The sequence below is a fragment of the Acidimicrobiales bacterium genome (assembly GCA_040219515.1).
Lineage (GTDB): Bacteria > Actinomycetota > Acidimicrobiia > Acidimicrobiales > Aldehydirespiratoraceae > JAJRXC01.
The window spans coordinates 97209-120652 of sequence record JAVJSI010000011.1 but is presented as its reverse complement, the minus strand read 5'-3'; the positions used below and the strand labels follow the sequence as shown (position 1 = coordinate 120652).

The window sequence follows — 23444 nt, the reverse complement described above, 5'->3', positions numbered from 1 at the left end:
ACTGCCCGTCTACCGTCCCCGGAAAGACCCGGTCCGGCGAATCGAGTCGACGAGGGTTCGACCGTGGGCGACCTGCGCGGTGTAGAGCGATCCACCGATGCTGATGCGACGGGCACCGGCCTCGGCGACCTCGTCGAACGTGAGGCTCGACCCGATCGGCACCAGGATGTTGGTGGGCCCGCCGGCCTCGGCCGCCACCGTGCGGATGCTCTCGAGATCCCAGGTGCCGGGTGCATAGAGACACTCGGCCCCGACATCGGCGAACGCCTGGAGTCGGGCCAGCGCCTCGGCCATCCCACCGTCGAGCCCGTACAGCAGCACCTCGGTGCGGCCCGTGATCACGAATGGCCGGTCGAGCGCGTTGGCCGCCTCGACCGCCGCCTCGATGCGGGCCACGGCGAGCGCACGATCGTAGAGCCCCCGTTCGGCGTCGCCGGACCAGTCCTCGATGCCCATCCCCGCCGCGCCGGTCGCCGCGAAGCGCTGTACGGCCGCAGCCATCGTCTCGGGCTCGTGGCCGTAACCGTTCTCGGCGTCGACGTTGAGCGGAAGATCGCCGGCCGCCACCAGCGCCGCAGTGTGTTCGGCGTGTTCCTCCATCGTCACGTCACCGGCCGCATCGGCACGACCGATCGTCTCCGCGTGCGCCGAACTCGACGTCGCGATGGCATCGACCCCGGCCTCGCCCAGCGCCTTGGCCGTTCCCGCGTCGCCGACGTTGGCCAGCAGGAAACACCCGGACCGGTGCAGCGCACGGAATCGGGCCCCGAGTTCGGCGTGACGTGCCATCTCCATTCGCCCTTCCTACACGCTCCTGCAACATGAATCCCTTGGTCGATAGCGTTGCGGGGTGACCGTCGACCTCGCTGCCCTGCCGACACCCGGCTCGAAGCGCATGGCGGTACGGGTCACGAAGGACGCCCTGCGCCACATTCGCCACGGCCATCCGTGGGTCTACGAGGACTCGATCGACTCGGTGTCACACCGCGGCGCGCCCGGCGACCTCGCCGTCATCTTCGACGACGACCGCAAGTTCGCCGCGATCGGCATGTGGGATCCGGCCTCGCCGATCTGCATCAAGATCCTCCACGCCGGGAAGCCGGCAACAATCGACGCGACGTTCTGGGATCGGCGCGTGGCCGAGGCCGTCGAGCGTCGCCGTCCGCTCCTCGACGATCCCGACCACAACGCCTACCGGCTGATCCACGGCGAGAACGACGCGATGCCGGGCATCGTCGTCGACGACTACAACGGCGTGGTCGTCGCCAAGATCTACACCGACGGCTGGATCCCCCACCTGGCCGACCTCGTCCCCGTTCTGGTGGACCGCCTCGTTCCCCGATCGCTGATCATCCGGTTCGCCCGCTCGGTCGAGCCGCAGCCGTCGCTCGGGCTCGTCGAAGGCGCCCCGCTCCACGGCCCTCCGCCGGCCGAGCCGGTGATGTTCCTCGAGAACGGACTCACGTTCGAAGCCCACCCGACGACCGGACAGAAGACCGGTCACTTCCTCGACCAGCGCGACAACCGGGCCCTGGTGCGCGGTCTGGCCAGAGGACGACGCGTGCTCGACGTCTTCAGCTGTACCGGCGGGTTCACGGTGCATGCCGCCGCCGGAGGGGCGACCGAGGTGCACTCCGTCGACCTCTCGAGGCCGGCGCTCGACGCGGCCGAACGCAACATGGCGCACAACCGCCCGGACCCGGCGGTCGCGGCCTGCGACCACCTCGTCCATCACGGTGATGCCTTCGAGGTGATGGAGGGGCTCCTCCGACGCAACGAGCGATTCGACTTCGTCATCATCGATCCACCCTCGTTCGCACAACGCCAGGCAAGCGTCGACGGCGCGATGGCGGCCTACGAGCGACTCTCCCGCCTGGGGTTCGCGTTGACCTGCGACGGCGGCACCTACCTTCAGGCGTCGTGCTCGAGTCGTGTACCGGCCGAGGACTTCTTCCACGCTGTGCATTTCACCGCTCGCCGGGAGGGCGTCGAGATCCGAGAATTCGACCGCACGGGCCATCCACTCGATCATCCGATCGGGTTCGCGCAGGGCGCGTATCTCAAGGCGCTCTACGCGACCGTGCACCACTGACCCGCCGCCCCGACGCCGCGCACTACCGTGGCGCCGATGGAGGACGCCACGCGCATCGAACTGACCCTGCGCCTGTGGGGTACCGGGGCGCCCGACCGGTTCGACGAATACGTCGACCGACTCATCGCCCTGCTCCCCCGCAACCAGGGGGCCCTCGAGCGCCGCGCCGCCGAGGTCGACGCCGGTCCGGGTGCCCCCGACGCACTGCTGGTGATGTCCTTCCCCGACGCGCCGTCGGTCGACGGCTTCCTGCGCGACCCGCTGCGAGCCGACATGGAGGACCTCGCGGCGGCGGCCATCAGCCGCTCACTCATCAGCGACAGTCGGCACCGCCGCAAGCCCGAGGACCATCGCGCCGCCGACGTCGTCGCCCTACCGCTCGAGTCGGATCAGTGACCGAGCGTGCGGCTGCGCTGGCCGACCTCGTCGAGACCGGGGAATCACCGGTTCACGGCACCGGTGTCTTCGCCCGGACAGCGATCGCCGCGGGCACCCACATCGGCAGCTACGACGGCGATCCGACCGAGGTCGACGACACCTTCGTGCTGTGGATCGAGGACGACGAAGGCGACGCCTGGCACGGCATCGACGGCACCGGGTTGCTCCGCTACCTGAACCACAGCCAGTCGCCCAATGCCGAGTTCGACGGACCCGAACTCTTCGCCATCCGTGACATCGCCGCCGGCGAAGAACTGCTCTTCGACTACGGCGACGAGTGGGCTCACGTCCCCTGACGAGACGGCTCGGCGGCGTCGATCAACCGATGCGCGACAGGACCGACGGTGCCGACCGGACCGACACGCCAGTTCGCGCTGTCGCGCAACCGGGCGGTCACGAAGTCCTTGGCCGCCCGCACTGCGACAGCCCGGTCGGCACCGCGCGCGAGGCCGGCGGCGACCGCTGCCGCGAACGTGCACCCGCTTCCGCGCACGTTGACGGTGTCGACCCACTCTCCCGTGAGTTCCTCCGTCGAACCGTCGGACCACACGAGCAGGTCGGTCGCCCGAGCACCCCCGCCGGTCACGACGACCAGCCCGGCGCCGAGGCCGGCCAGCTCGGTCGACGACCCCCCGAGCAACGTCGCCTCGGCCCGATTGGGGGTGAGAACGGCGGTGAGCGGGAACAACTGCGCCCGCGCGGCGGCCTCGATCTCGGTGGCGACGAATCGGGTGCCGCGACCGTCGACCATCACCGGATCCACCACGGGCGCCGGCAGTCGTCCGTCGGCGACCCGCTCGACGACCACCTCGACCTGCGCAGGGTCGAAGAGGAGCCCCACCTTCACGGCGGCGACCGTCGCCGAGGCGATCACACCGTCGAGCTGACGCGCCAACAGGTCGGCCGGCGTGGCGACGACTTGCTCGACCGCATCGAATCGCTGAGCACTGACGGCCGTCACGGCAACCATGCCGTGGACGCCGAGCGCCGCGAAGGTCGTGAGGTCGGCGGCGATGCCGGCGCCGCCGAGCGGATCGTGGGCGGCAATCGTGAGAACGACGGGTGGAGTCACGTGGTCGATCGTGCCACAGCACCAATGGAGTCCCGCCACACGCGAGACTGCACCTGATGAACGAGTCCACGCGAGGCCGATTGCTGGTGGCGAACCCCGGCCTGCTCGATCCCAACTTCACGCGCACGGTCATCTTCATGCTCGAACACAACGAGGAGGGTGCGATCGGCGTGGTGCTCAACCGGCCGAGCGAGCTTCCCGTCGCGTCGACCATCGAGCCGTGGGCCGGCCGGGCCGTGCCGCCGGGCGTGATCTTCCTCGGCGGCCCCGTGTCGCCATCCTCCGTGATCGCGCTCGCATCGGTCAGTCTCGACGATGCCGGCGACAACTGGCATCAGGTGCTCGGCCGGATCGGCACCGTCGATCTCGACGTCGATCCGAGCGAGGTTCCCGGGCTCGAAGAGGTCCGCATGTACGCCGGATATGCCGGCTGGACGGGTGGCCAGCTCGAAGCCGAGCTCGTCGACGACGGCTGGTTCGTGCTCGATGCCGAGCTCACCGATGTGCACACCGACGACCCGTTCGAGCTGTGGTGGGAGGTCCTCGGCCGCCAACCCGGCCCCCTCGGCCGCCTCGCCCACTACCCCAAGGACCCCCACGACAACTAGTTGCAGCACTGGGGTCAGACCCCCGCTGCAACTACGACGGAGGGTCGGACACCGGGCCGGACATAAGGTGGGACGGGGGTCTGACCCCAGCGTCCCAACTCAGGGGGTGAACTGCCACAGGCGGGTGAGTTCGGCGAAGACGAGGTCGGCGACCCAAGAGGACGCCTCGCGGGTCAGGTGGACACCGTCGTCGATGCGGGCCCGGGTGTCGGTGCCGTCGGGACCGACAATGCGCGCGGAGAAGCCGGCATCACCGCCGAACAGGGGCCAGATGTCGATGGCCGACACGAAATCGCGTTCGGCGATCACCGCAGCGGCGAGATCGTTGACGATGCCGACACCGGTGTTGAGATCACCGTCGCGCATCGGAGGCTGGGTCACCCAGAAGATGTGACGCCCCGGCCGTTCGAGCAGGTCGAACGTGATCGCGAGCCGGCGACTCCACTCTGTCTGCCACTCGACCGATCCCTCGACCAACCGCGTACCGTCAGCCGCGGACATGTCCTGATGATCGTTCGCGCCGATGAAGAGGACCACGGCCTCGGGGTCCTGCGCCTCGTCGATCTCACGAAGCCGGGCCGGCCAGTTGAAGTAGTCGGGGCGGGCCAGGCTCGTCGAGATCTCGAACTGGGCCTCGACGCGCAAGGCGAGGTCGGATTCGGTGGTGACGGCCTGGGCGAGGTACTCGGCCTGGCTGTCGCCACCGACGAACACCGTGAGCGGCGACGACGCGTCGACCTCACGTAGCACGACCGGCACGGTCGTGCTGGTGGTCGTGGTCGTCGTCGTTCCCGAGTCGGCGGTGTCCTCGGTGTCGTCACCCGGGAGCGACTCGATGTCGGGCACGACCACGTCGAGGCCCAGGTCATCGGCAACGTCGTCGATGCTGTCGATGCGCGCCGCAGCGTCGTCGCCGATGCCCCGGACGTCGTGAATGGCGTCGTAAGGACGGTTCAACGACAGGAAGTTGGCCACCCGGTCGATGTTCTCGGCAACGGCCAACTGCCGGTCGCGGGTGTCGCCGAACTCCTGACGCTCGGCGATCTCCACGATCTTCCCCGAGGTCAAGAGGGTCGCGAGCAGCAGGCAGGTGAGCGCCGCCACGACCGCCGAACGAGAATCGGAAGTGCGCTGGCGGAGATCGTCTTCGCGGGCCTGCTTGAACTTCTCGTCGTCCCAGGTCTCGCCGCGCTCTCGCGGCGCCGTCGCCCGCTTCAGCGGGTCACTGTGTTCCATCTCTCGTCACCTCCCGTCAGAACTCGCCATCAGAACTGGAAATAGATGAACTCGGAAATGCCCTCGGGACCGAGGGCAACGACCACCATGATCCATAGCGCGAATGCGACCGATACCACGATCGGGTGCACCACCGAGAACATCGCGGCCCATTGCCGCACCAGTAGCGGCGGCACGTACTGGGCGGCGATCGAGCCGACGATGACCAGCACGACCAGCGGATTCACGAGTTCGGGCGCCTCGCCCCAGCCGCTGAACACCGACCAGAGCACGTCACCCGCCCGTCCCAGCGACGCACTGTTGAAGATGACCCAACCGATGCAGACGAAGTGGAACGTGACCAGCCGACCCAGCCACAGCGATCTCACCTCGAGCGGGGTGAACGGCACCGGCGACGAGGGATCTTCGCGCCACGCGTCGACCGCCGCGCCCGAATGGAGGCGGGCGATCTCCTGGATGCGTACGTCGCGGGAGTCGAGCGGCGTGTCCTTCTCGCCGCGCAGGTCGGAGATGAACCGCTCCCCTGCCATGCCGAGCCCCTGGTAGACGCCCCACACCACGAACGTGCCCGCGGCGCCGTGCCACAGTCCCCCGAGGCCCATCGTGATGAGCAGGTTGCGATAGGTGATGAACCGGCCCTTCCGGTTGCCGCCCAGCGGGAAGTAGAGGTAGTCCCGCAGCCATCGGGACAGGGTCATGTGCCAGCGACGCCAGAAGTCCTGCACAGAGACGGCCGCATACGGACGGTCGAAGTTCTGCGGGAACCGAAAGCCGAGCAGTAGCGCGATACCGATGGCCATGTCGGTGTAGCCACTGAAGTCGGCGTAGAGCTGAATGGCGTAGCCATAGATCCCGAAGAGGATGTCGAGCCCGCCGTACTCGCCCGGCGTACCGAAGGTGTCGGCAACGATCGCCCGACCAAGGAAGTCCGCGATCACGACCTTCTTGAAGAGTCCGCGCCCGATGAGCACCACCGCCCGGCCCGCCTCGACCTGGTTCGGCACCCGGTCGGTGCGCAACTCGGGCAGGAACTCGACGGCCCGCACGATCGGTCCGGCCACGAGCTGGGGGAAGAACGAGAGGTAGACCGCGAAGTCGAGCAGCGGGGCCGGCGGTGTGTCCCTGCGGTAGACGTCGACCACGTAGCTGATGCCCTGGAACGTGAAGAACGAGATACCGATCGGGAGCACCACGTCGAGGGCCGGGCTGGAGAGACCGAGATTGCGCTCGAGCGAATCCGTGAAGAAGTCGTAGTACTTGAAGAAGCCGAGCAGGACGAGGTTCAGGCCCACCGCGGCGGTGACGGCAGCCTTGCGGGCGTGGTCGTTGCTGCTGCGATGCACGGCGATCGCGGCGACCTCGTTGCCCAGCGTGGCTCCGGCGAGCAGGACGACGAAGCGCAGGTCCCAGTAGCCGTAGAAGTAATACGACGCAGCGAGGATGAACAGCTTCCAGGCGGTGACGCGCTCTCTCAACATCCAGCTCACGGGGAGCACCACGGCAAAAAAAGCCGCGAAGGTGAATGTGGGGAACAGCACGGGAAAGAGAACCTCCTGTGTCCGCCCGAGGCGCAGGCTATCTCTGTGACCACGTCGTTTCGGGGAGGCTACGGTCACACCCATGTCGGAGGCAGAGGGGCCGCAGCCGAACGACCGTCACCCCGACCACGAAGCCGAGCAGCGCTACCTCCACGAGGCTCGCGTCGCGCTCGATTCGATGGTCGCCCGGTCGCAGCAGGTGCTCGAATTCGCCGATCAGCGCGTCCGCGACGAGGACTCGGCCGACGCCAAGCTCGCCCGCGCCCACATGGCCGATCGACGCGCCGCCGTCGATGTCGGCGATGTCGCGCTCTGCTTCGGTCGCATCGACGAAGACCCCGTGATCACCGACGGCGACCACTGGTACGTCGGCCGTCGCCACATCGAGGACGCCGAGGGCGCACCGGTGATCGTCGATTGGCGAGCCCCGGTGGCGATCCCGTTCTACCGAGCCACTGCGGTCGACGCCTTCGGCCTCGCTCGCCGCCGCCGCTTCTCTTGTGAGGTCGACGAACTCGTCGCCATCTTCGACGAGCACCTCGACGACCCCGACTCGGTCACCGCCGCCGGCATCCCCGACCCCGTGCTGGCCGAGATCGAGCGCGGCCGCAGCGGTGAGATGAGCGACATCGTCGCCACCATCGCCGCCGAGCAGGACGAGATCATCCGCGCCCGGCTCGACGAGTGTCTGCTCGTGCAGGGCGGGCCCGGCACCGGCAAGACGGCCGTGGGGCTCCACCGCGCCGCCTACCTGCTCTTCGAACACCGCCAGGCCCTGGCCCAGAGCCACGTGCTCGTCATCGGGCCGAACCGGGTCTTCCTGCGCTATGTGGCCAACGTGCTCCCTTCACTCGGCGAGACCGCAGTGAGCCAGGCCACCATCACCTCACTGCTCAGCGCCCGCGTGCGGGTGCGAGCCGACGAGCCACCGGAGGTCACCGAGGTGAAAGGGCGGGCCGAGATGGCCCAGGTGCTGCGCCGGCTGGCCGATGCCCGGATCAGGGTTCCTGCGGACGAACAGGTCGTCCCCCTCGGCCTGCGTTCGGTGCGCTACTCCCCCGCCACGATCGCCGACGCCATCACGACCGCTCGTGACAACGACCTGCCGCTCAACGACGCCAAGGGCGTGTTCATCGAGGTGCTGTTGCGAGCGGCACGACAGCAGCTGATCGACCGCGAGGTGGCGCAGGAGGACCTGGCCCGACTGCTCCCCGAGCTCCGCAAGAGTCCCGGCTTCAAGAAGACGGTGGACAAGATCTGGCCGAGCCTGAGCGGCGCCCAGCTCGTGCGTTCACTGCTCGGAAGTCCCTCGAGTCGCAAGAAGGTGGTCGCCGGTGTGCTGTCCGACGACGAGGCGGAGCTGCTCCAACGCTCATCGGCCAGGAAGATCGCCGACGAGCCGTGGGCGGCCGCCGACCTGCCCCTGCTCGACGAGGCCAACGCACTCACCACGGGCACCGGTCGCACCTACGGACATGTCATCGTCGACGAAGCCCAGGACCTGTCGGCCATGGCCCTCAGGGCTGCCGGGCGACGAGCCGAGGGCGGCTCGATGACGATCCTCGGCGACATCGCCCAGGCCACCGGCGTGGGCGCCCAGACCTCGTGGGATGCGGTCACCACCGGCCTCGGCATCGACGGTTCGCTGGTGCGACGGCGAGAGCTCACCGTCGGCTACCGGGTTCCCGGGCCGATCCTCGACTACGCCAACCGACTGCTGCCGGTGACGGCACCCGACATCACCCCGTCGACCTCGATCCGCAGTCGCGGTGAAGGGGCCGAGCACCATGTGGTCGACGAGCGGGACCTGGCCGTCACCGTCGCCGAACTGGCCGGCGAACTCGGCGGCGACTGGTCGACCATCGGCGTGATCGCCATGCCCGACCGGATGGACGATGTGCTCGCGGCACTGGCCGAGGCCGGACTCGACGCGGGCGACACCCGTTCGGCGGTTGCGCTCGACCATCCGATCTCGGTGGTCGACCCGCCGACCGCCAAGGGCCTCGAGTTCGACGCCACCATCGTGGTCGAACCGGGCGAGTTCGTGCCGCTCCCCAACGGTCTGCGGCTGCTCTACGTGGCCCTCACCAGGTCGGTCCAGCGTCTGCTCATCGTGCGGACCCACGAGATGCCGTCCCCCCTCCGCATCGAGCGAGACCAGCGCGACTGAGCACGTCGGGCTCGCGCGCCACGGGTGACGGCGATTCCCACGCCTTGCGTCCGATTCGAACGCGCGCAGTGAGCGGACCGATGACAATCGTCCGCACCTCATGGGCCGAACGGCTCATATCGCTTCACAACGCGCCGACGGGAGCACATGGTCGAACAAGGCACCCAGAGCGGATGCCCTCGATACAAGGTGGGAGCCATGAGCACACGGACGCAGGACACGACGACGAATCGGACCGCCCATCGCGGGCACCGCGACGGCGATCGAAACGGCCGGCGGCTCGAGATCGTGATGGTCGATGACGATCACAACGACCATCTGTTGATGTCCATGGCGGCCGAGGCGGCCGGCCTCGATGCCGACTTCGTCTTCCACGACGACGGGACGACGCTGCTGCACCGCCTGGAGAAGCTCACGTCGCTGGAAGCCCTCCCCGATCTCATTCTCCTGGATCTCCGCATGCCCGGTCTGGACGGTCATCGCACCCTCGAGGCCTTGCAGCGCCACGACACCCTCTGGCAGATACCGGTGATCGTCTTCACGAGTTCGACCCGAAAGGTCGACGAGACAGCCGCCTTCGCCAACGGGGCCCACTGGTTCGAAATGAAGCCCAGCGAGTTCAGCGGCATGGTCGACTTCGCCGAGAAACTGCCGGAGCGTGCGAATCACCTCCCCTACCGGCCGCCTGTCTCGTTGGAGCCGGTGATCGACCTCACCATCTCCGAAGACGAGCTGTTCGCCCAGATCGAGGACGTTCTCTCGAGTCACGACGGCTGGTTGACATGACCGCCACGGCCACGGCCGAGGAATCGCCCCCCGTCGAGTTCGGTGGTCTGCTGCTCATCGAGGACGACGACCTCGATGCGGAGATGATCAGCGGTTACCTTCTCGAAACGGTGCCGAGCTGGCCACTGCATCGAGCGACCACCCTCGCAGCCGGCCTGGCCATGCTCGACAGGCTGAACCCGGACCTCGTGATGGTCGATCTCACCCTCCCGGACGCCAGCGGGCTCGACAGCGTCAGGGCCATCTGCGAGCGAGTGTCGAACACGCCGGTCATCGTGCAGTCCAGCACCGCCACCGACAAACTGACCCTCCGGGCGCTCCGCCTCGGGGCGCAGGACTACCTGAAGAAGGACGAGCTCTGTGTCGAGAGCTTCGAACGATCGGTCCGCTACGCCATCGCGCGGCATCGTTCACAGCAGGAACTCGCAACCGCGGCCGAGACCATCGCTGAGCAGGATGCCGATCTCGGTGAGTTCGCCCAGGTCGTCGCCCACGACCTCAGGGCACCAGTGCGCACATCGCGGCTGCTCGCTGATCGACTGCTCGATCGGATCGAGACCGAGGACCCGGTCTGTCTCGATCTCGCCGGCCGCCTCGACGAGGCGTTGAGCCGCGTCGACTCCATGATCCTGACGATGCTCGACTACGCGGGACTGCGCGACGAGGTCTCGGATCCCGAGCCCCTGTCGTTGTCCTCGGTCGTCCATGCGGCGTGCGAGACCCTCGAAGCCGACCTCGATACCGTCGACTCGGACCTCGCCATGCCGACGAACCCGCTACTGCAGGTCTGGGGCCATCGGGTCCTCCTCCGGCGGGTCTTCACGAATCTGGTGTCGAACAGCATCAAGTACCGGCGTCCGAACGAGCGGCTCGTCATGCGCTTCGACATGGTCGCCAAGGGGCCCTGGGTCGATCTCACTCTCGTCGACAACGGTCTCGGGATCCCTTCCGACATGCGTGAGGAGGTGTTCGCGCCACTGCAACGAGCGCACCACGACACTGCGGCCGGTCTCGGTTTCGGGCTCGCGATCTGTCGTCGGATCGTTCGCGGACTCGGGGGAATGATCTGGATCGCCGAAGACGGGCCTGTTCAGGGGACCGCCGTCATCGTGCGGCTTCAACGCGCACCGGATGCCGGGCAGATCCTTCTCTGAGGGCGTGGGGCCCGACCACCCCTCCCGCTTCAGCCCCCGGCGATCGGTTCGGCCGGCACCGAGAAGAACGGCAGCACCATCTGCTCGACCATCCCGGTGCGGTCACCCGACCATGCGAGGGCCCCGATCTCGTCGAGGGTGCGTCGTCCCCCGAACGACCTGAGGTAGTCGATCACCGATGCCGTGACCGTCACGGTCGGCTCGTCGCGACCGATGCGCCAGTCACGATCGGCGTCGGTGGCGATCAGGCGCAGCGACGGCAGGTCGGCGGCGGCGAACTGGGCCCGCACGTTGGCGAGCTGTGCCGCCATGGCCGCGACATCGGCATCGAGCGCCACCCGTCGGGGCGTGCCTCGGGCACCGAGCAGATCGTGCTCGTGGTGGAGGAGGTCGACGTGAAAGGCCGCCTCGAACGAGGATTTGGGCACCGGTCCGAGCACGTGGTCGATGGTTTCGGGCAGTGAGGACCCGGCCAGGTCCCGGTTGATCGCGAGAAAGGCGGGCATCAGCCCGTCCCACTCCGCGAGCATGTCCGGGATCGAGTCTCCCGACCGAGCCCGTACTTGTGCCTCGGTCCACTCCGGGCCGGCGTAGCCCGACGTGCGACCCGAAACGACGTCGCTCGCCAGGCCCACGACATGGGCGACGACGTCGCGTGCGGTCCAACCCGGACACGCCGGCACCGCCGCGAACGGGTCGATCTCGAGGGCCAGTTCGACCATGCGTCGGCGCGTGGAGGCGTAGTAGTCGGCAGCGTGCATGGTCCCGATCATGGCAGACCTCCGGAGAACCCGTTCCGGTCGACGCACTACGCTGCGGTCGACCGAGCGGAAGGGCCCGGATGCAACGAACCGAGCACATGGTCGGCGGCACGTTCGCCTATCGATTCGAGGGACCCGACGCCGACCACGCGTTGATCGTGATCCACGGCATGGGCGGCCACGGTGGCATCTACGACGAGTTCTGCGCCCACCACGCCGGCAAGGGCGTCGATGTCTGGTCGATCGACCTCCCCGGTCACGGCCGTTCCGCGATGGCCAGCCGGAAAGGCACGTGGACGGTCGGGCGGTGGGTCGATGCGTGTGCCGAACTGGCGGGCCACATCCACGACCTCACCGGACTCCCGGTCTTCGTCAAGGGCTCGAGCCTCGGCGTGATGCCGGCCTACGCGGTTCTGGGCGCCTCCGAGCACGTGGTGGGCGCGGTCCTGATGGGATTCGCCGTGCCCGGCACCGCCGCCGCTCTCGATTCACCGTGGCGCACGCCCGACGGCCAGCGGATACTGGCCGAGGTCGGCGAGACCGGTCGCTTCGACATCCGCCGATTCATCGACCTCGACGAGGACTACGGCTACAAGGGTGCACTCGAGCAGAAGGAGTCCGACCCGCTCAACACCTGGTTCTTCGACCTGGCGTCGTACGCCACGCTCTACACCTTCGACCCGGTCGTGAGCCCGGCGGACAACACGAGCCCGATCCTGTTCACGGTCGGCGAGCACGACCCGATCGCCTCGCCGAGCACCGTCCGCCACGTGGCCGGGATGGTCGGCGGCCCCGTCGAGGTCCACGAACACCCCGGCGGCGTGCACCAGCTCATGATGTTCCACACTGCCGAATACTCCCCCATTGTGGTCGACTGGTGCCGGAGGCAGCTCTCATGACCGTGACCCATCCCAACGGCGTGCACCATCTCGCCATCTCGACCGCCGACGTCAAGGCCCAGATCGAGTTCTTCACCCAGGTGCTCGGTGCCGAGCTCGTTGCCCTCTACTGGATGCACGGACTCGACGCGTGGCACGCGTTCGTCGAGCTCGACGACACCTGCTCGATCGCGTTCGTCGAGATGAAGGCCAACCACGAGATCGAGCCGATCCCGGGTGTCTCGCACTCCGGCACGCCGGGCGACCCGTCGGCGCCCGGAACGATGCAACACGTGGCGTTCAACGCCGACTCGTTCGACGACCTGTTGCGGATGCGCGACCGTCTGCGGGCCCACGGAGTGACGGTCCTCGGTCCGGTCGACCACGGCATGTGCCACTCGATCTACTTCGCGGGGCCGGAGGGGCTCACCCTCGAGGTTGCCTCGTCGCCCGCGCCGATCCCGGCCGACAACTGGATCGATCCCGAGGTGGTCGCACTCGCCGGCATCTCGGCCGACGATCTCGCCCGTTACCGCAACCCGCCCGCCGATCCCGTCGGGAGCCCCGGCTCGGTCGCCCAGCCCTCCCTCGATCCGACGAAGCCGGCGATGGGTTACCCGCCCGAGGTGCTCCAGGTGCTGGCGTCGATGTCCGACGACGACATCGCCGCGGCGATGAACTATCCGGACCCACCCGTCCCGGCGCCGGTCGACGCAGACTAGGGTCGTCTCGCCGGCCGAATCGCCCGATCGAGCGGAGCTCTCGATGCCCAACTTCTCATCCATCCTGCGAGCAGTCGCCGTCGGTTGCTGTGCCGTCGCCCTCACCTCGTGCGGCGACGATGCCGGGGACGACACCGCGGTGGACGACACTGCGGTGGACGACACGGCCGACACCGCCGAGCAGACGGATGCCGCAGGAACCGCCGAGGTCGTCATCGACGACTTCGCGTTCGTGTCCGCCGACCTCACCGTGGATGTCGGAACCGAAGTCACGTGGCGCAACGACCAGGGTGTCCCCCACACCGTCACCGGCGACAACGACGAGTTCGACTCGGCCGAGCTGGCCGAAGGCGCCTCGTTCACGCAGGTCTTCGACGAGGTCGGCACCTTCGCCTACCACTGCGACATCCATCCCGACATGACCGGCGTCGTGAACGTTCAGGGCTGATCCCAGCGCACTCCTGATCAGGTCGCACTCTCGCCGTGGCGTCCCGCGCCCCCGGCGAAGCGGGCGGCGCCTTCATGCGTCTCGCCGCTCATGATCGTGGCCAGTCCGAGCTCGGCCTCGCGGGCCAGCGCGTCCGGCATCGACAGGTCCCACTGATCCTTCGTCGAACGCAGGTCCGACCGCATGCACCGCGGCGGGAGCGACGCGAGCTCGTGGGCCAGCACGAGCGCATCGGCGAGCGCCTCCCCGGGCGCACTCAGCCGGTTGACCAGACCCATGGCGAGCGCCTCGTCGCCGCCCACACCGCGGCCGGTGAGGATCAGATCGTTCGCGTGCGACGCACCGATCAGGCGGGGCAGGCGGATCGTGCCGCCGTCGACCAGCGGCACTCCCCAGCGCCGGCAGTAGACACCGAGCGTGGCGTCGCGGGCGGCGACCCGCAGATCGCACCACACGGCCAGTTCGATGCCGCCGGCGACGGCGAACCCCTCGATCGCGGCGATCACCGGCTTGTCCAGATCGAGCCTCGTCGGACCCATCGGCCCGGGTCCGCGGAGATCGACGCGGTTGCCGCCGCCCTCGGCGATCGCCTTGAGGTCCGCGCCGGCGCAAAAGGTGCCGTTGGCGCCGGTGAGGATCGCCACCCGGAGATCGTCGTCGGCCGCGAAGTCCTCGAACGCGTCGAACAACTCGGCCGCGGTGGACGCATCCACCGCATTGCGACGTTCCGGGCGGTCGATCGTGACGATCCGTACGGCCCCGTCGGTTTCCACGTGCACAGTCATGCGGCACCGTATGCCGCCGCTCCCCCGCCCACCAGGATCTCGCGACACCACAGGTTGTGCACGAACAGGCGTTCGCCTACAGTGCTCCGCATGGCGGCGCTCGGCACCTACCAGACCACCCTGTTTGCCCTAGGCCAACCAGCCGTGGTCGCCGACGCCGCCGTCCAACGCATTGCCCTCGACGAGGCCAGCTGGGTCGACGTGAGCCGCCACTGGTTGACCGGGGCCGACCAGTTGCTCGAGACCCTCGCCGCCGATCTCGAGTGGCGGGGCGGGAGTCGGCCCATGTACGGACGCATGGTCGAGGAGCCCAGGCTCCACGGCCGCCTCGACATCGACGATCCCGAACAGTCGGCGCTCATCGACGCCATCCGAGCCTGGCTCGAGGCCCGCTACGGCGGCACGATCAACAGCAACTTCGTCAACTACTACCGCGACGGCAACGACTCGGTGGCGTGGCATTCCGACCGCATCGGTCTCCAGAAGGTCGACCCCATCGTCGCCATCTGCTCCCTGGGGGGCGTGCGCCGGTTCAGCCTGCGCCCCAAGGGCGGCGGCGAGTCCGTGCGGCTCACCCTGGGCTCGGGCGACCTGCTCGTCATGGGCGGCGCGTGTCAGCACGCCTGGGAGCACTGCGTGCCGAAGATGGCGTCGGCCGCGCCGCGCATGAGTCTCACGTTTCGCCACGTCGACGACGGGCCCGGCGATGACTGGTGGTATCGAACCGTCGACGCCGACACCCCGAGCGGGTGAACTAGCGGGGATCCATCTCGCTGCGGATGAAGATCCCTTCGGCCTCGGCGCACAGCGTGTCGCCGTGGTGCAGGGTGCCCTTGGCGAAGATCTTGCGACCCTCGGTGCGGTCGTGCCAGCCCCGCAGCGTCAGCGGCGCCTCGAGCGGTGTGAGATTGCGATAGATCACGGTGAGCGTGCCGGTGAACCCGCCCAGGCCGTTGGACACGCACACGCACCCGAGCAGTTCGTCGAACACGAGCGCGATGATGCCGCCGTGAACCGAACCGGGTGGCCCGTTGTAGGCCGCGCCGAGTTCGGCGTCGCCGTGGATCTCGTAGCCGTGCTCACCGTCGACCCGTCGAAACGTGGCCGGCGGCGAGATCGGGTTCCGCCGGCCGACGACCGGGCTGTACGGGAAGAAGGCAACGGGATCAACCATCTCGCGACCCTCCATGGGGATGGTTTGCCCCGCGGCGACCTGGTCCATTCTCAGGCCCGCCTGCATGCGTATGCCATCGACGCGATGCGGTGCGAGATCGTCGGTCAACGCCCGGATCGACCGCACCGGCGATGACACGTCGACGCCCTCGAGGTCAGCCGTGCGGACCGCGTCGATGAGGCCTCGCAGCGCAGTGTTCAGGTCGTCGACGGTGTCAGCCATCCGCCGAACGTATTCGGTGGTTCGCCCGATCACGCAACCCACCGATAGTGTCCGCGCCGTGAACCGCTTCGAAGGAAAGACCGCCCTGCTCACCGGTGCCGCCTCCGGCGTCGGCCGGGCAACCTCCATCCGCCTCGCATCGGAAGGCGCCCGGATCTACGGACTCGACGTCAACGCCGCCGGCATGGCCGAGACCCAGGCCACGATCGACGACGCGGGCGGCACCATGGCCACCCGTGTCACCGACATCCGCGATGTCGCCGAGTGTCGTGCCGCAGTGGCCGACTGTGTGGCCGAGTTCGGCGGCATCGACGTCGTCGGCAACATCGCCGGCATCGCCAACCAGCGTCACGTCCACCAGGTCACCGAGGAGGAGTGGGACATGATGAACGACGTGAACCTGAAGGGCATGTTCTTCCTCACCCAGGCCGCGCTCCCCCACGTGATCGAGCGTGAGGGCAACATCGTCAACATCGCCAGCAACGCCGGGCTCATGGGCCAGGCCTACACGGTGCCCTACTGCGCGACCAAGGGTGCGGTCGTCAACATGACCAAGGCCCTCGCCATGGAGTTCGTGAAGCAGCCGATCCGCATCAACGCCATCGCCCCCGGGGGCATCGACACGCCACTGGTCCACAACTTCGAGATCCAGGCCGACGTCGACTTCGATCTGATGAAGCCCTACATGGGATTCCGGGCCGCCAGCACCGCGGAGCAGATCGCCGCGCTCTTCGCCCACATCGCCTCCGACGAGGCGGGAAACATCCACGGCAGCATCATCAGCGCCGACGGCGGCCTCACGGCCTCCTGAAACCGACGGACATGGGACGTTTCGACGGAAGGATCGTGGCCCTGACCGGCGCCGCGAGCGGCATGGGACGATCGACCGCACGGCGCATTGCGGCCGAGGGCGGCACCGTTTTCGGTATGGACATCGACGCCGATGGTCTCGCCGCAGCGGCCCAGGAGATCAAGGCCACGGGGGCCACGATGACCACCCGCGTGACCGACATCTCCGACCCGGCGGCGTGCGCGGCCGCCATCGCCGAGTGCGTCGACACGCACGGGCGACTCGACGTGCTCGGAAACTTCGCGGCGATCTCGTGGATGCGCAACACCGCCGACGTGACCTACGACGACTGGCGCCGCATCTTCGCCATCAACGTCGATGGCACCTACTTCATGTGCCAGGCCGCCCTCCCCCACATCGTCTCGGCCGAGGGCAACATCGTGAACATCGCCTCGAACGCCGGGTTCATGGGGCAGGCCTATCTCGCTCCCTATTGCGCCACCAAGGGCGCGGTCGTGCAACTCACCAGGGCCCTGGCCATGGAGTTCGTGAAACAGCCGATCCGCATCAACGCCATCGCTCCCGGCGGCACCGATACCCCGATGAACCAGGGCTACGTCCTCGCCGACGACACTGACTTCGACCTCATGGCGCCATCGATGGGCTTCCGGGGGTTCGGATCGCCCGACGACATCGCGGCGCTCTTCGCCTTCGTCGCGTCGGACGAGGCCGGCAACATCCACGGCGCGGTCATCAACGCCGACAGCGGCCTGACGGCGTCCTGACCGATCGATCGATGGCGTGACCGAACCGTTCGTGCTCGGCGTCGGGCTCGACGGCGTGTGCGCCGACGACACCGCCGGTTTCCGGACCGTCGTCGCCGATCGGCTCGGCGTTGCCGAAGCATCGCTGCCGCTCGAGCGGAGCTGGAGCTTCGCCGAATGGGGACTCGAGCCGAGCGATGTCGAGGATCACTATCGCCACGCAGTGATCGAACGGCACATGCTCCGAGACCTCGCCCCGGTCGAGAGTGCCGCAGAGACGCTGTGGCGCCTGTCCGACGCGGGGATCTGGATCCGCATCCTCACTCGTCGGCTGCATGTCAACGGCGCGCACAGGACCGCCGTGGCCGACACCGTCGAGTGGCTCGACGAGGCCCACATCCCGTATCGCGATCTGTGCTTTCTCGGCGCGAAGCCGGCGGTCGAGGCCGACCTCTACCTCGACGACTCACCGGTCAACATCGCCGCGCTCCGCAAGGCCGGAAACGAAGTGATCGTGTTCGATCAGCCCTACAACCGGGACGAACGCGACCCCCGGGCCATGAACTGGGCCGAGGTCGAGGAGATCGTCATGGAGCGCTTCACCGAGCGCCAGGGAGTCCACGGCGTGCAACCGCAGCTCCCCGGCGTCGATGGCGCCCTCGGCCGCCGCCTCGGCGCCGACTGACATTCACGCATTGCCGTTCAGGCGGACACGCAGTGAAGCCCGACCATGTTCCCCTCGGTGTCGGTGATGGTCGAGACCCACCCGTGGTCACCGATCGAGAACTTCGGTCGTACGACCGAGCCACCGGCGGACGCCACCCGAGCCTCCTCCACGGCGCAGTCCTCGCACGAGAAGTAGACCATGGAGCCGCCCGGTCCGGGCTGGGCATGATCGAGCTCGACCAGTGCGCCGCCCGCGCCGTGAGAGACGAAGTCATCGGCGAACGCCCGCATCCGGGCAGTCGGGTCGTTGGGATCGTCCATCGATGCCAACGTGGTGTCGAGCACCGTCTCGTAGAACGCCTGGGCGCGCGCCATGTCGTCTACGTAGATGTCGAACCATCCCACTTTTCGCATGATCATCGTCCCTTCCGAACGTGGAGGCGGTCTGCCCCTCGGGACCAATCAACCAGCGGACGAGCGGGAGTGATTGTAGATATCAGACATCGAACCGCTTCTTGAACTGGCCCGGCGTGTAGCCGGTCACCTTGCGGAACGAGTGTGTGAAGTGCGATTGGTCGGCGAAGGAGAGCAGATGGTCCTGCCGGAACGAGTGCTGCACCCGCAACACCTTGAGGAGGTCGTGGGGGGGTGAAACCGGTGGTCGCCTTCAGTGCCCGCTGGAGTTGGCGGGGCGAAAGGGCCTCGACGAGTGGCAGATCTCCCTCGTACGGCTCGCCGACGTAGTGACCGACCCCTCGGGATCTCCGCGCCACACGCCCGGGAAGAACTGGATCCCGGCGTAGTGAAACGATCGTCCGAGATCCAGCGTGGTATGGGTCGTGTGGAGCTGCGTGACCCCGGCGATGCGGGGGTCGAGCTGGTTGAACAGCAGATTGACGCAGGCGTCGGGCATGGCATGCAGCGTGAAGTCCTCGTCGAGATCGGCCAGCGTCCGGAGCTCCCAGTAGCAGTGGACCAGCTCGCGCAGCGCGACGGGCGGCGGGGCCTCGGTGTGTAGAGGACCGACTCCGCTGACTTCGGGACGCCGTCCTTCACCGGGTCGTACACCCTCCCAGACCAGGCAGGACGCTCCGGGCAGATCGCGCTACTTGCGCTGGAAGTTCGGCGTGCGCTTCTCGGCGAAGGCCTTGGGGCCTTCCTTCGAGTCCTCGCTCGCCATCACCGCACCGGTGTAGGTGTCTTCGTGAGCGAACGCCTCGGCCTCGGTCATGCCCGGGGTGTCGTGGAGCGTCTTCAGCACGGCCTCGACCGCGAGCGGGCCGTTGCCGGCGACGATCTCGGCCACTTCCATGGCGTGCTCGAGCGCGGTCCCGTCGGGTACGACGCGGCTGACGAGACCCATCGACTTCGCCTCGGCGGCGGTGATGTGCTTGCCGGTGAGCAGGATGTCGGCCGCCTCGGCGTAGCCGATCTGGCGGGCCAGACGGACCGCCGAACCGCCCATCGGGTAGAGCGACCACTTCACTTCGCTCACCCCGAATTTCGCCGATTCGGCGGCGATACGGATGTCGGTGCCCTGGAGGATTTCGGTGCCGCCGGCGATGGCGACGCCCTCGACCGCGGCGATGACCGGCTTGGTCGGGCGGGACGTCTTGAGCAGACCCTGCCAGATGAAGTCGGCGCCCTCGGAGGCCATGGCCCCCTCCACGTCCCAGTCGTCGGTCTCGGCCTTGTCGCCCGACAGTCCACGCAGGTCCATGCCGGCACAGAAGTCACCACCGGTCCCGGTGAGCACGATGCAGCGGATGTCGTCGTCCTCCGAGGCTTCCTTCCAGGCATCGCGCATCCGCCCGAACATCTGGAGGGTCATGGCGTTCTTGCGCTCGGGACGGTTCATGGTGGCGACCATCACGGCGCCCTGGCGTTCGACAAGCAGGTCAGGCATGGAACGAGACCGTAGGACCCACACTGCGAGATTTGCCAGTTCGCTCCACCCCGACCCCTGTCGTGCCGATGGGAGACCCATGCGCAGCAGGGTCGAGATCGTACAGATCCGAGTCGGTGACATCCAGAGTGGCGACGTCGTGAACAAGCGCGGACCGGAGAAGTCCGGCTGGATCGAAGTCGAACGGGTCGAACAGCTCGAATCGGCCGACTACGTGGTGCACGACGTGCGCGACGTCGACAGTTTCACCGCCACCGGCTACGACCTCGTCTGGCTCCAGACCGTGCTCCAGCTGCACGGCAACAGTCATCTCGCCCTGCCGGGCTGATCACAGCTCCCCCAACGCGTCCTCGATGCCCTTGTGGAAGGTCGGGTACGCATAGATCATCGACTCGAGCCGGTCGATCGGGGTGGCCTCTTGTATTGCGAGTGCGAGCAACCCGAGCACCTCCCCACCATGTGGTCCCATCGCCGTCGCGCCGATCAGGACTCCCCGGTCACGGTCGGCCACGAGTTTGATGATCCCCTCGTTGCCGACACCGTGGATCCATCCGCGTGCCGTTTCCGACACCTTCACGACGGCAACTCCGACGTCGAGACCGGCGTCTCGGGCCTCCGCCTCGGTCTTGCCCACCGAGCCCACCTCGGGATCGGTGAACGTCACCCGCGGCAAAACCGAGGGAACCGGGCCCGGTCCATCGGGATCGAGGATGTCGGTCCTGGCAATCCTCCCCTCGTGCACGCCCTTGTGGGTGAACAGGCCGTCGCCGGTGATGTCGCCCACCGCCCAGACGCCGTCGGTCACCCGCAGTCGGTCGTCGGTCGGGATGAACCTCGGCGGCTCGTCGAACCCGATCGTCTCCAGGCCGAGTCCCTTCACGTTGGTTCGCCGACCCGTGGCGACGAGAACACGCTCGGCGTGGAGGCGCTCGCCGCTCGAGAGCACGAGCTCCACGTTGTCGCCGGTTCGCGAGAACGAGTCGGCGCTGACGCCGACATGGACACCGATGCCCTCGGCCTCGAAGGCCGCAGCGAGCGCCTCGCCCGCCTCGGGCTCCTCGAGCGGGATCAGTCGGTCCTCCATCTCGACGATGTCGACCCGCGTCCCGAATCTCGCCATGACCTGGGCGAGCTCGACGCCGATCGCACCGGCACCGAGGACGCACACCGACGCCGGAAGCTCCTCGGCTTCGAGCACGTCGTGGTTGGTCCAGTACTCCACGTCCTCGAGTCCGGGAATCGGCGGCACTGCCGGCGACGTGCCCGCAGCAATCACGACGGCTCGGCCGACCTCGAACACCCGATCCGCCACGATCACTCGCGAGGGCCCGTCGAGGCGTCCGTGCCCGCGAACGAAGATCCCGCCCTTGCCGACGAAGCGGTCCACGGCGGCCTCGTCGTTCCAGTCGTCGGTGGCCTGCTCCCGGATCCGCTTCGCCACCGGCGCCCAGTCAGGAGTGACCGCTGCGTGGCCGGCGAGTTCGTCGACTCGCCGGGCCTCCGCCAGCGCGTTGGCCGCCCGGATCGCCATCTTCGAAGGGACACAGCCCCAGTAGGGGCATTCACCGCCGACGAGATCGGCTTCGACCCCGACCACACGCAGCCCTTTCTCGGCGAGCGGACCGGCCACCTCCTCGCCGGCCACTCCCATTCCGATCACCACGATGTCGACCTGCTCGGCCATGAAGTCCCTCCCTGTCGTCGCCACGTCGGCGGCGGTTCGGACAACGGCGTGGCCCCACGGTCCTGCCCACGCGCGTCGTCAGGGAAACGTCGGGCGGGCCACGGCCGTCATCGCCGGGCCGGACGAGCCGAGCGCCCCTCGATCTCCTGGAAGAACTGGCCTGCCGTCTTCTGGATGGCGTAGGACCATGTCGGGTAGGCGTGCACCGTCTGGGCGAGACGGCCCGCGAACATCCTGGTCCGCATGGCCAGCGCCAACTCGTGGATCATCTCCCCGGCGCGGGGGGCCACGATCGTGGCCCCGAGGATCTGCCCGCCGTACAGGTTGCGGGTGAGCAGCTTCGGGCCGGCGATGAGCTTCACGAAACCCTCGGTGCGGCCATCGGTGATGGCCCGATCCATCTCCGTCATCGGCAGCTCGGCCACCCGTCCGCCATGGTCGGCGGCCTCGGCCTCGGTCATACCGACCCGGGCGACCTCCGGGTTCGTGAAGGTCGCCCACGGGATCCACGACGTGCGGAATCGACCCCGCTGTCCCTTCTTCAGCGCGTTGCCCGCAGCCAGCCGACCCATCTCGTCGGCGGCGTGGGTGAACGGCAACTTCCCGGTGACATCGCCGACCGCGTAGATGCCCTCGACGGCCGTGGCCAGACGGTCGTCGGTGACGATGTGGCCCCGATCGTCGAGCTCCACGCCCAGGTCCTCGAGGCCCATCCCCGTCGAGTTCGGTGACCGTCCGACCGCCAACAGGAGTCGGTCCACGACCGTCTTGCCGGTCGCGGTCGCGAGGCCCACACCGTCGGGGCGGGGTGCCACTCGCTCGATCCGGGCGCCGGTCTCGACGGTCACCCCGGCGGCGGTGAGCGCCGCATGGATCACGGCTGACGCGGCGGGCTCCTCGCGGATGAGCAGCCGGGGCAGGCTCTCGAACAGCGTCACCGTCACGCCGAGACCGGCAAAGGCCTGGGCCAGCTCGCAACCGATCGCGCCGCCGCCGATGATTCCGAGCCGCTTCGGCGCATCCGCCAGGTCGAAGACCGTCTCGTTGGTCAGCGCATCGACCTCGTCCAGGCCGGGGATCGGCACCCTCGTCGGTCGACCGCCGGTGGCGACGATGATGCGGGGCGCCGTGAAGCGCGCGCCATCGACCACGACGGTGTCGGGCGCAACGAACTCGGCCCGCCCTTCGGCCACCGCCACCCCTTCGGCCCGGAGCACGTCGGCCGTCTCCGTCGCCGCAATGCGGGACACGGTGTCAGACACCCGTCCCATGGCGTCGGCGAAGCACAGCCCCTGGGCCGCAGCGGCGAGCAGGGTCTTCGAGGGCACACACCCGGTGAACGTGCAGTCACCGCCCAGGGGACCGTCGTTGACGAGCAGCACGTCGGCCCCGGCGGCCCGCGCGGCCCTCGCCGCACCGAGTCCCCCGGCGCCACCACCGATGATGAGCAGATCGAGCTTCACAGGGCGGGGAACCACGAACGGCGATGGGTCATTCCCCCCATCGTGACCGCTGGACGCCGCCGGTGTCGGTAGTGGTGGTGGTGCATC

The 23444-nt window shown here is 68.3% G+C and carries 28 protein-coding genes; 15 read left to right on the top strand and 13 right to left on the bottom strand.

Features of this window, described 5'->3' with window-relative positions; all coding sequences use genetic code 11:
- Positions 1–9: 9 nt before the first annotated feature.
- Positions 10–795: an isocitrate lyase/phosphoenolpyruvate mutase family protein gene (locus RIB98_10335; GenBank protein MEQ8841370.1), complete on the bottom strand. Its 786-nt coding sequence runs from the start codon at positions 793–795 to the stop codon at positions 10–12.
- Between the two features lie 55 nt (positions 796–850).
- Here RIB98_10335 and RIB98_10330 point away from each other — a divergent pair, with 55 nt between their 5' ends.
- The 3 genes from RIB98_10330 to RIB98_10320 are packed head-to-tail and all read left to right on the top strand — an operon-like array spanning position 851 to position 2826.
- Positions 851–2092 carry a class I SAM-dependent methyltransferase gene (locus tag RIB98_10330; protein ID MEQ8841369.1) on the top strand — a complete coding sequence of 414 codons (1242 nt, stop codon included), beginning with the start codon at positions 851–853 and terminating at the stop codon, positions 2090–2092.
- A gap of 36 nt (positions 2093–2128) precedes the next feature.
- A complete protein-coding gene (locus RIB98_10325) occupies positions 2129–2488 on the top strand; it encodes a hypothetical protein (protein MEQ8841368.1) in 360 nt (119 codons plus the stop codon).
- Positions 2485–2826, top strand: a complete 342-nt coding sequence (locus RIB98_10320) for an SET domain-containing protein-lysine N-methyltransferase (GenBank protein ID MEQ8841367.1) — start codon at positions 2485–2487, stop codon at positions 2824–2826. The genes RIB98_10325 and RIB98_10320 overlap by 4 nt, the downstream gene beginning before the upstream one ends.
- Here RIB98_10320 and RIB98_10315 read toward each other — a convergent pair.
- Positions 2814–3602 (bottom strand): hydroxymethylpyrimidine/phosphomethylpyrimidine kinase, encoded by a 789-nt coding sequence (locus RIB98_10315; protein MEQ8841366.1) that lies wholly within the window; start codon positions 3600–3602, stop codon positions 2814–2816. The genes RIB98_10320 and RIB98_10315 overlap by 13 nt on opposite strands.
- Before the next feature lie 56 nt (positions 3603–3658).
- Between RIB98_10315 and RIB98_10310 the strand changes: the two genes are divergently transcribed.
- Positions 3659–4210 carry a YqgE/AlgH family protein gene (locus RIB98_10310; protein ID MEQ8841365.1) on the top strand — a complete coding sequence of 184 codons (552 nt, stop codon included), beginning with the start codon at positions 3659–3661 and terminating at the stop codon, positions 4208–4210.
- A gap of 99 nt (positions 4211–4309) precedes the next feature.
- On the opposite strand, the gene RIB98_10305 is transcribed toward RIB98_10310, so the two are convergent.
- Positions 4310–5446: a DUF459 domain-containing protein gene (locus tag RIB98_10305; protein MEQ8841364.1), complete on the bottom strand. Its 1137-nt coding sequence runs from the start codon at positions 5444–5446 to the stop codon at positions 4310–4312.
- 29 nt (positions 5447–5475) lie between these two features.
- Complete coding sequence (locus RIB98_10300) at positions 5476–6984, bottom strand: MBOAT family protein (protein MEQ8841363.1); 1509 nt, start codon at positions 6982–6984, stop codon at positions 5476–5478.
- An 82-nt stretch (positions 6985–7066) separates the two neighbouring features.
- On the opposite strand from RIB98_10300, the gene RIB98_10295 reads away from it, so the two are divergent.
- The 3 genes from RIB98_10295 to RIB98_10285 all read left to right on the top strand — a co-directional run bounded on the left by RIB98_10295 (position 7067) and on the right by RIB98_10285 (position 11094).
- Entirely contained in the window at positions 7067–9154 is a 2088-nt protein-coding gene (locus RIB98_10295) for an AAA family ATPase (GenBank protein ID MEQ8841362.1), read from the top strand.
- A 198-nt stretch (positions 9155–9352) separates the two neighbouring features.
- Complete coding sequence (locus RIB98_10290; GenBank protein ID MEQ8841361.1) at positions 9353–9940, top strand: response regulator; 588 nt, start codon at positions 9353–9355, stop codon at positions 9938–9940.
- Positions 9937–11094: a hybrid sensor histidine kinase/response regulator gene (locus RIB98_10285; protein MEQ8841360.1), complete on the top strand. Its 1158-nt coding sequence runs from the start codon at positions 9937–9939 to the stop codon at positions 11092–11094. The genes RIB98_10290 and RIB98_10285 overlap by 4 nt, the downstream gene beginning before the upstream one ends.
- A gap of 29 nt (positions 11095–11123) precedes the next feature.
- Here RIB98_10285 and RIB98_10280 read toward each other — a convergent pair whose 3' ends face one another.
- Positions 11124–11855, bottom strand: a complete 732-nt coding sequence (locus RIB98_10280; protein MEQ8841359.1) for a maleylpyruvate isomerase family mycothiol-dependent enzyme — start codon at positions 11853–11855, stop codon at positions 11124–11126.
- Between the two features lie 80 nt (positions 11856–11935).
- Here RIB98_10280 and RIB98_10275 point away from each other — a divergent pair, with 80 nt between their 5' ends.
- From RIB98_10275 to RIB98_10265, 3 genes are read left to right on the top strand one after another with little or no spacing between them, the layout of a single operon-like run.
- Positions 11936–12754, top strand: coding sequence for an alpha/beta fold hydrolase (locus tag RIB98_10275; GenBank protein ID MEQ8841358.1), 819 nt, complete (start codon positions 11936–11938; stop codon positions 12752–12754).
- Positions 12751–13455 (top strand): VOC family protein, encoded by a 705-nt coding sequence (locus tag RIB98_10270; protein MEQ8841357.1) that lies wholly within the window; start codon positions 12751–12753, stop codon positions 13453–13455. The genes RIB98_10275 and RIB98_10270 overlap by 4 nt, the downstream gene beginning before the upstream one ends.
- Before the next feature lie 43 nt (positions 13456–13498).
- The gene (locus RIB98_10265; protein MEQ8841356.1) at positions 13499–13903 is read left to right on the top strand and encodes a plastocyanin/azurin family copper-binding protein; all 405 of its coding nucleotides are present in this window, start codon (positions 13499–13501) and stop codon (positions 13901–13903) included.
- A gap of 17 nt (positions 13904–13920) precedes the next feature.
- Here RIB98_10265 and RIB98_10260 read toward each other — a convergent pair whose 3' ends face one another.
- The gene (locus tag RIB98_10260; GenBank protein MEQ8841355.1) at positions 13921–14688 is read right to left on the bottom strand and encodes a crotonase/enoyl-CoA hydratase family protein; all 768 of its coding nucleotides are present in this window, start codon (positions 14686–14688) and stop codon (positions 13921–13923) included.
- Between the two features lie 90 nt (positions 14689–14778).
- Here RIB98_10260 and RIB98_10255 point away from each other — a divergent pair, with 90 nt between their 5' ends.
- Positions 14779–15441, top strand: a complete 663-nt coding sequence (locus RIB98_10255) for an alpha-ketoglutarate-dependent dioxygenase AlkB (protein ID MEQ8841354.1) — start codon at positions 14779–14781, stop codon at positions 15439–15441.
- A gap of 1 nt (position 15442) precedes the next feature.
- On the opposite strand, the gene RIB98_10250 is transcribed toward RIB98_10255, so the two are convergent.
- Positions 15443–16084, bottom strand: coding sequence for a PaaI family thioesterase (locus RIB98_10250; protein MEQ8841353.1), 642 nt, complete (start codon positions 16082–16084; stop codon positions 15443–15445).
- Between the two features lie 58 nt (positions 16085–16142).
- Here RIB98_10250 and RIB98_10245 point away from each other — a divergent pair, with 58 nt between their 5' ends.
- From RIB98_10245 to RIB98_10235, 3 genes are read left to right on the top strand one after another with little or no spacing between them, the layout of a single operon-like run.
- The gene (locus RIB98_10245) at positions 16143–16895 is read left to right on the top strand and encodes an SDR family oxidoreductase (GenBank protein MEQ8841352.1); all 753 of its coding nucleotides are present in this window, start codon (positions 16143–16145) and stop codon (positions 16893–16895) included.
- Positions 16896–16906: 11 nt separating this feature from the next.
- Entirely contained in the window at positions 16907–17659 is a 753-nt protein-coding gene (locus RIB98_10240; protein MEQ8841351.1) for an SDR family oxidoreductase, read from the top strand.
- 16 nt (positions 17660–17675) lie between these two features.
- On the top strand, positions 17676–18323 hold the full coding sequence (locus tag RIB98_10235) for a hypothetical protein (protein MEQ8841350.1): 648 nt from the start codon (positions 17676–17678) through the stop codon (positions 18321–18323).
- 17 nt (positions 18324–18340) lie between these two features.
- Here RIB98_10235 and RIB98_10230 read toward each other — a convergent pair whose 3' ends face one another.
- The 4 genes from RIB98_10230 to RIB98_10215 all read right to left on the bottom strand — a co-directional run bounded on the left by RIB98_10230 (position 18341) and on the right by RIB98_10215 (position 20210).
- The gene (locus RIB98_10230; protein ID MEQ8841349.1) at positions 18341–18718 is read right to left on the bottom strand and encodes a VOC family protein; all 378 of its coding nucleotides are present in this window, start codon (positions 18716–18718) and stop codon (positions 18341–18343) included.
- A gap of 82 nt (positions 18719–18800) precedes the next feature.
- Positions 18801–18923, bottom strand: a complete 123-nt coding sequence (locus RIB98_10225) for a hypothetical protein (GenBank protein MEQ8841348.1) — start codon at positions 18921–18923, stop codon at positions 18801–18803.
- Between the two features lie 48 nt (positions 18924–18971).
- Positions 18972–19253: a hypothetical protein gene (locus RIB98_10220; protein MEQ8841347.1), complete on the bottom strand. Its 282-nt coding sequence runs from the start codon at positions 19251–19253 to the stop codon at positions 18972–18974.
- 156 nt (positions 19254–19409) lie between these two features.
- The gene (locus RIB98_10215; GenBank protein ID MEQ8841346.1) at positions 19410–20210 is read right to left on the bottom strand and encodes a crotonase/enoyl-CoA hydratase family protein; all 801 of its coding nucleotides are present in this window, start codon (positions 20208–20210) and stop codon (positions 19410–19412) included.
- A gap of 79 nt (positions 20211–20289) precedes the next feature.
- On the opposite strand from RIB98_10215, the gene RIB98_10210 reads away from it, so the two are divergent.
- Entirely contained in the window at positions 20290–20538 is a 249-nt protein-coding gene (locus RIB98_10210; GenBank protein MEQ8841345.1) for a hypothetical protein, read from the top strand.
- On the opposite strand, the gene RIB98_10205 is transcribed toward RIB98_10210, so the two are convergent.
- Both RIB98_10205 and RIB98_10200 read right to left on the bottom strand, forming a co-directional pair.
- A complete protein-coding gene (locus tag RIB98_10205) occupies positions 20539–21894 on the bottom strand; it encodes an NAD(P)/FAD-dependent oxidoreductase (GenBank protein ID MEQ8841344.1) in 1356 nt (451 codons plus the stop codon).
- Between the two features lie 107 nt (positions 21895–22001).
- Positions 22002–23372, bottom strand: coding sequence for an FAD-dependent oxidoreductase (locus RIB98_10200; protein MEQ8841343.1), 1371 nt, complete (start codon positions 23370–23372; stop codon positions 22002–22004).
- Positions 23373–23444 lie beyond the last annotated feature (72 nt).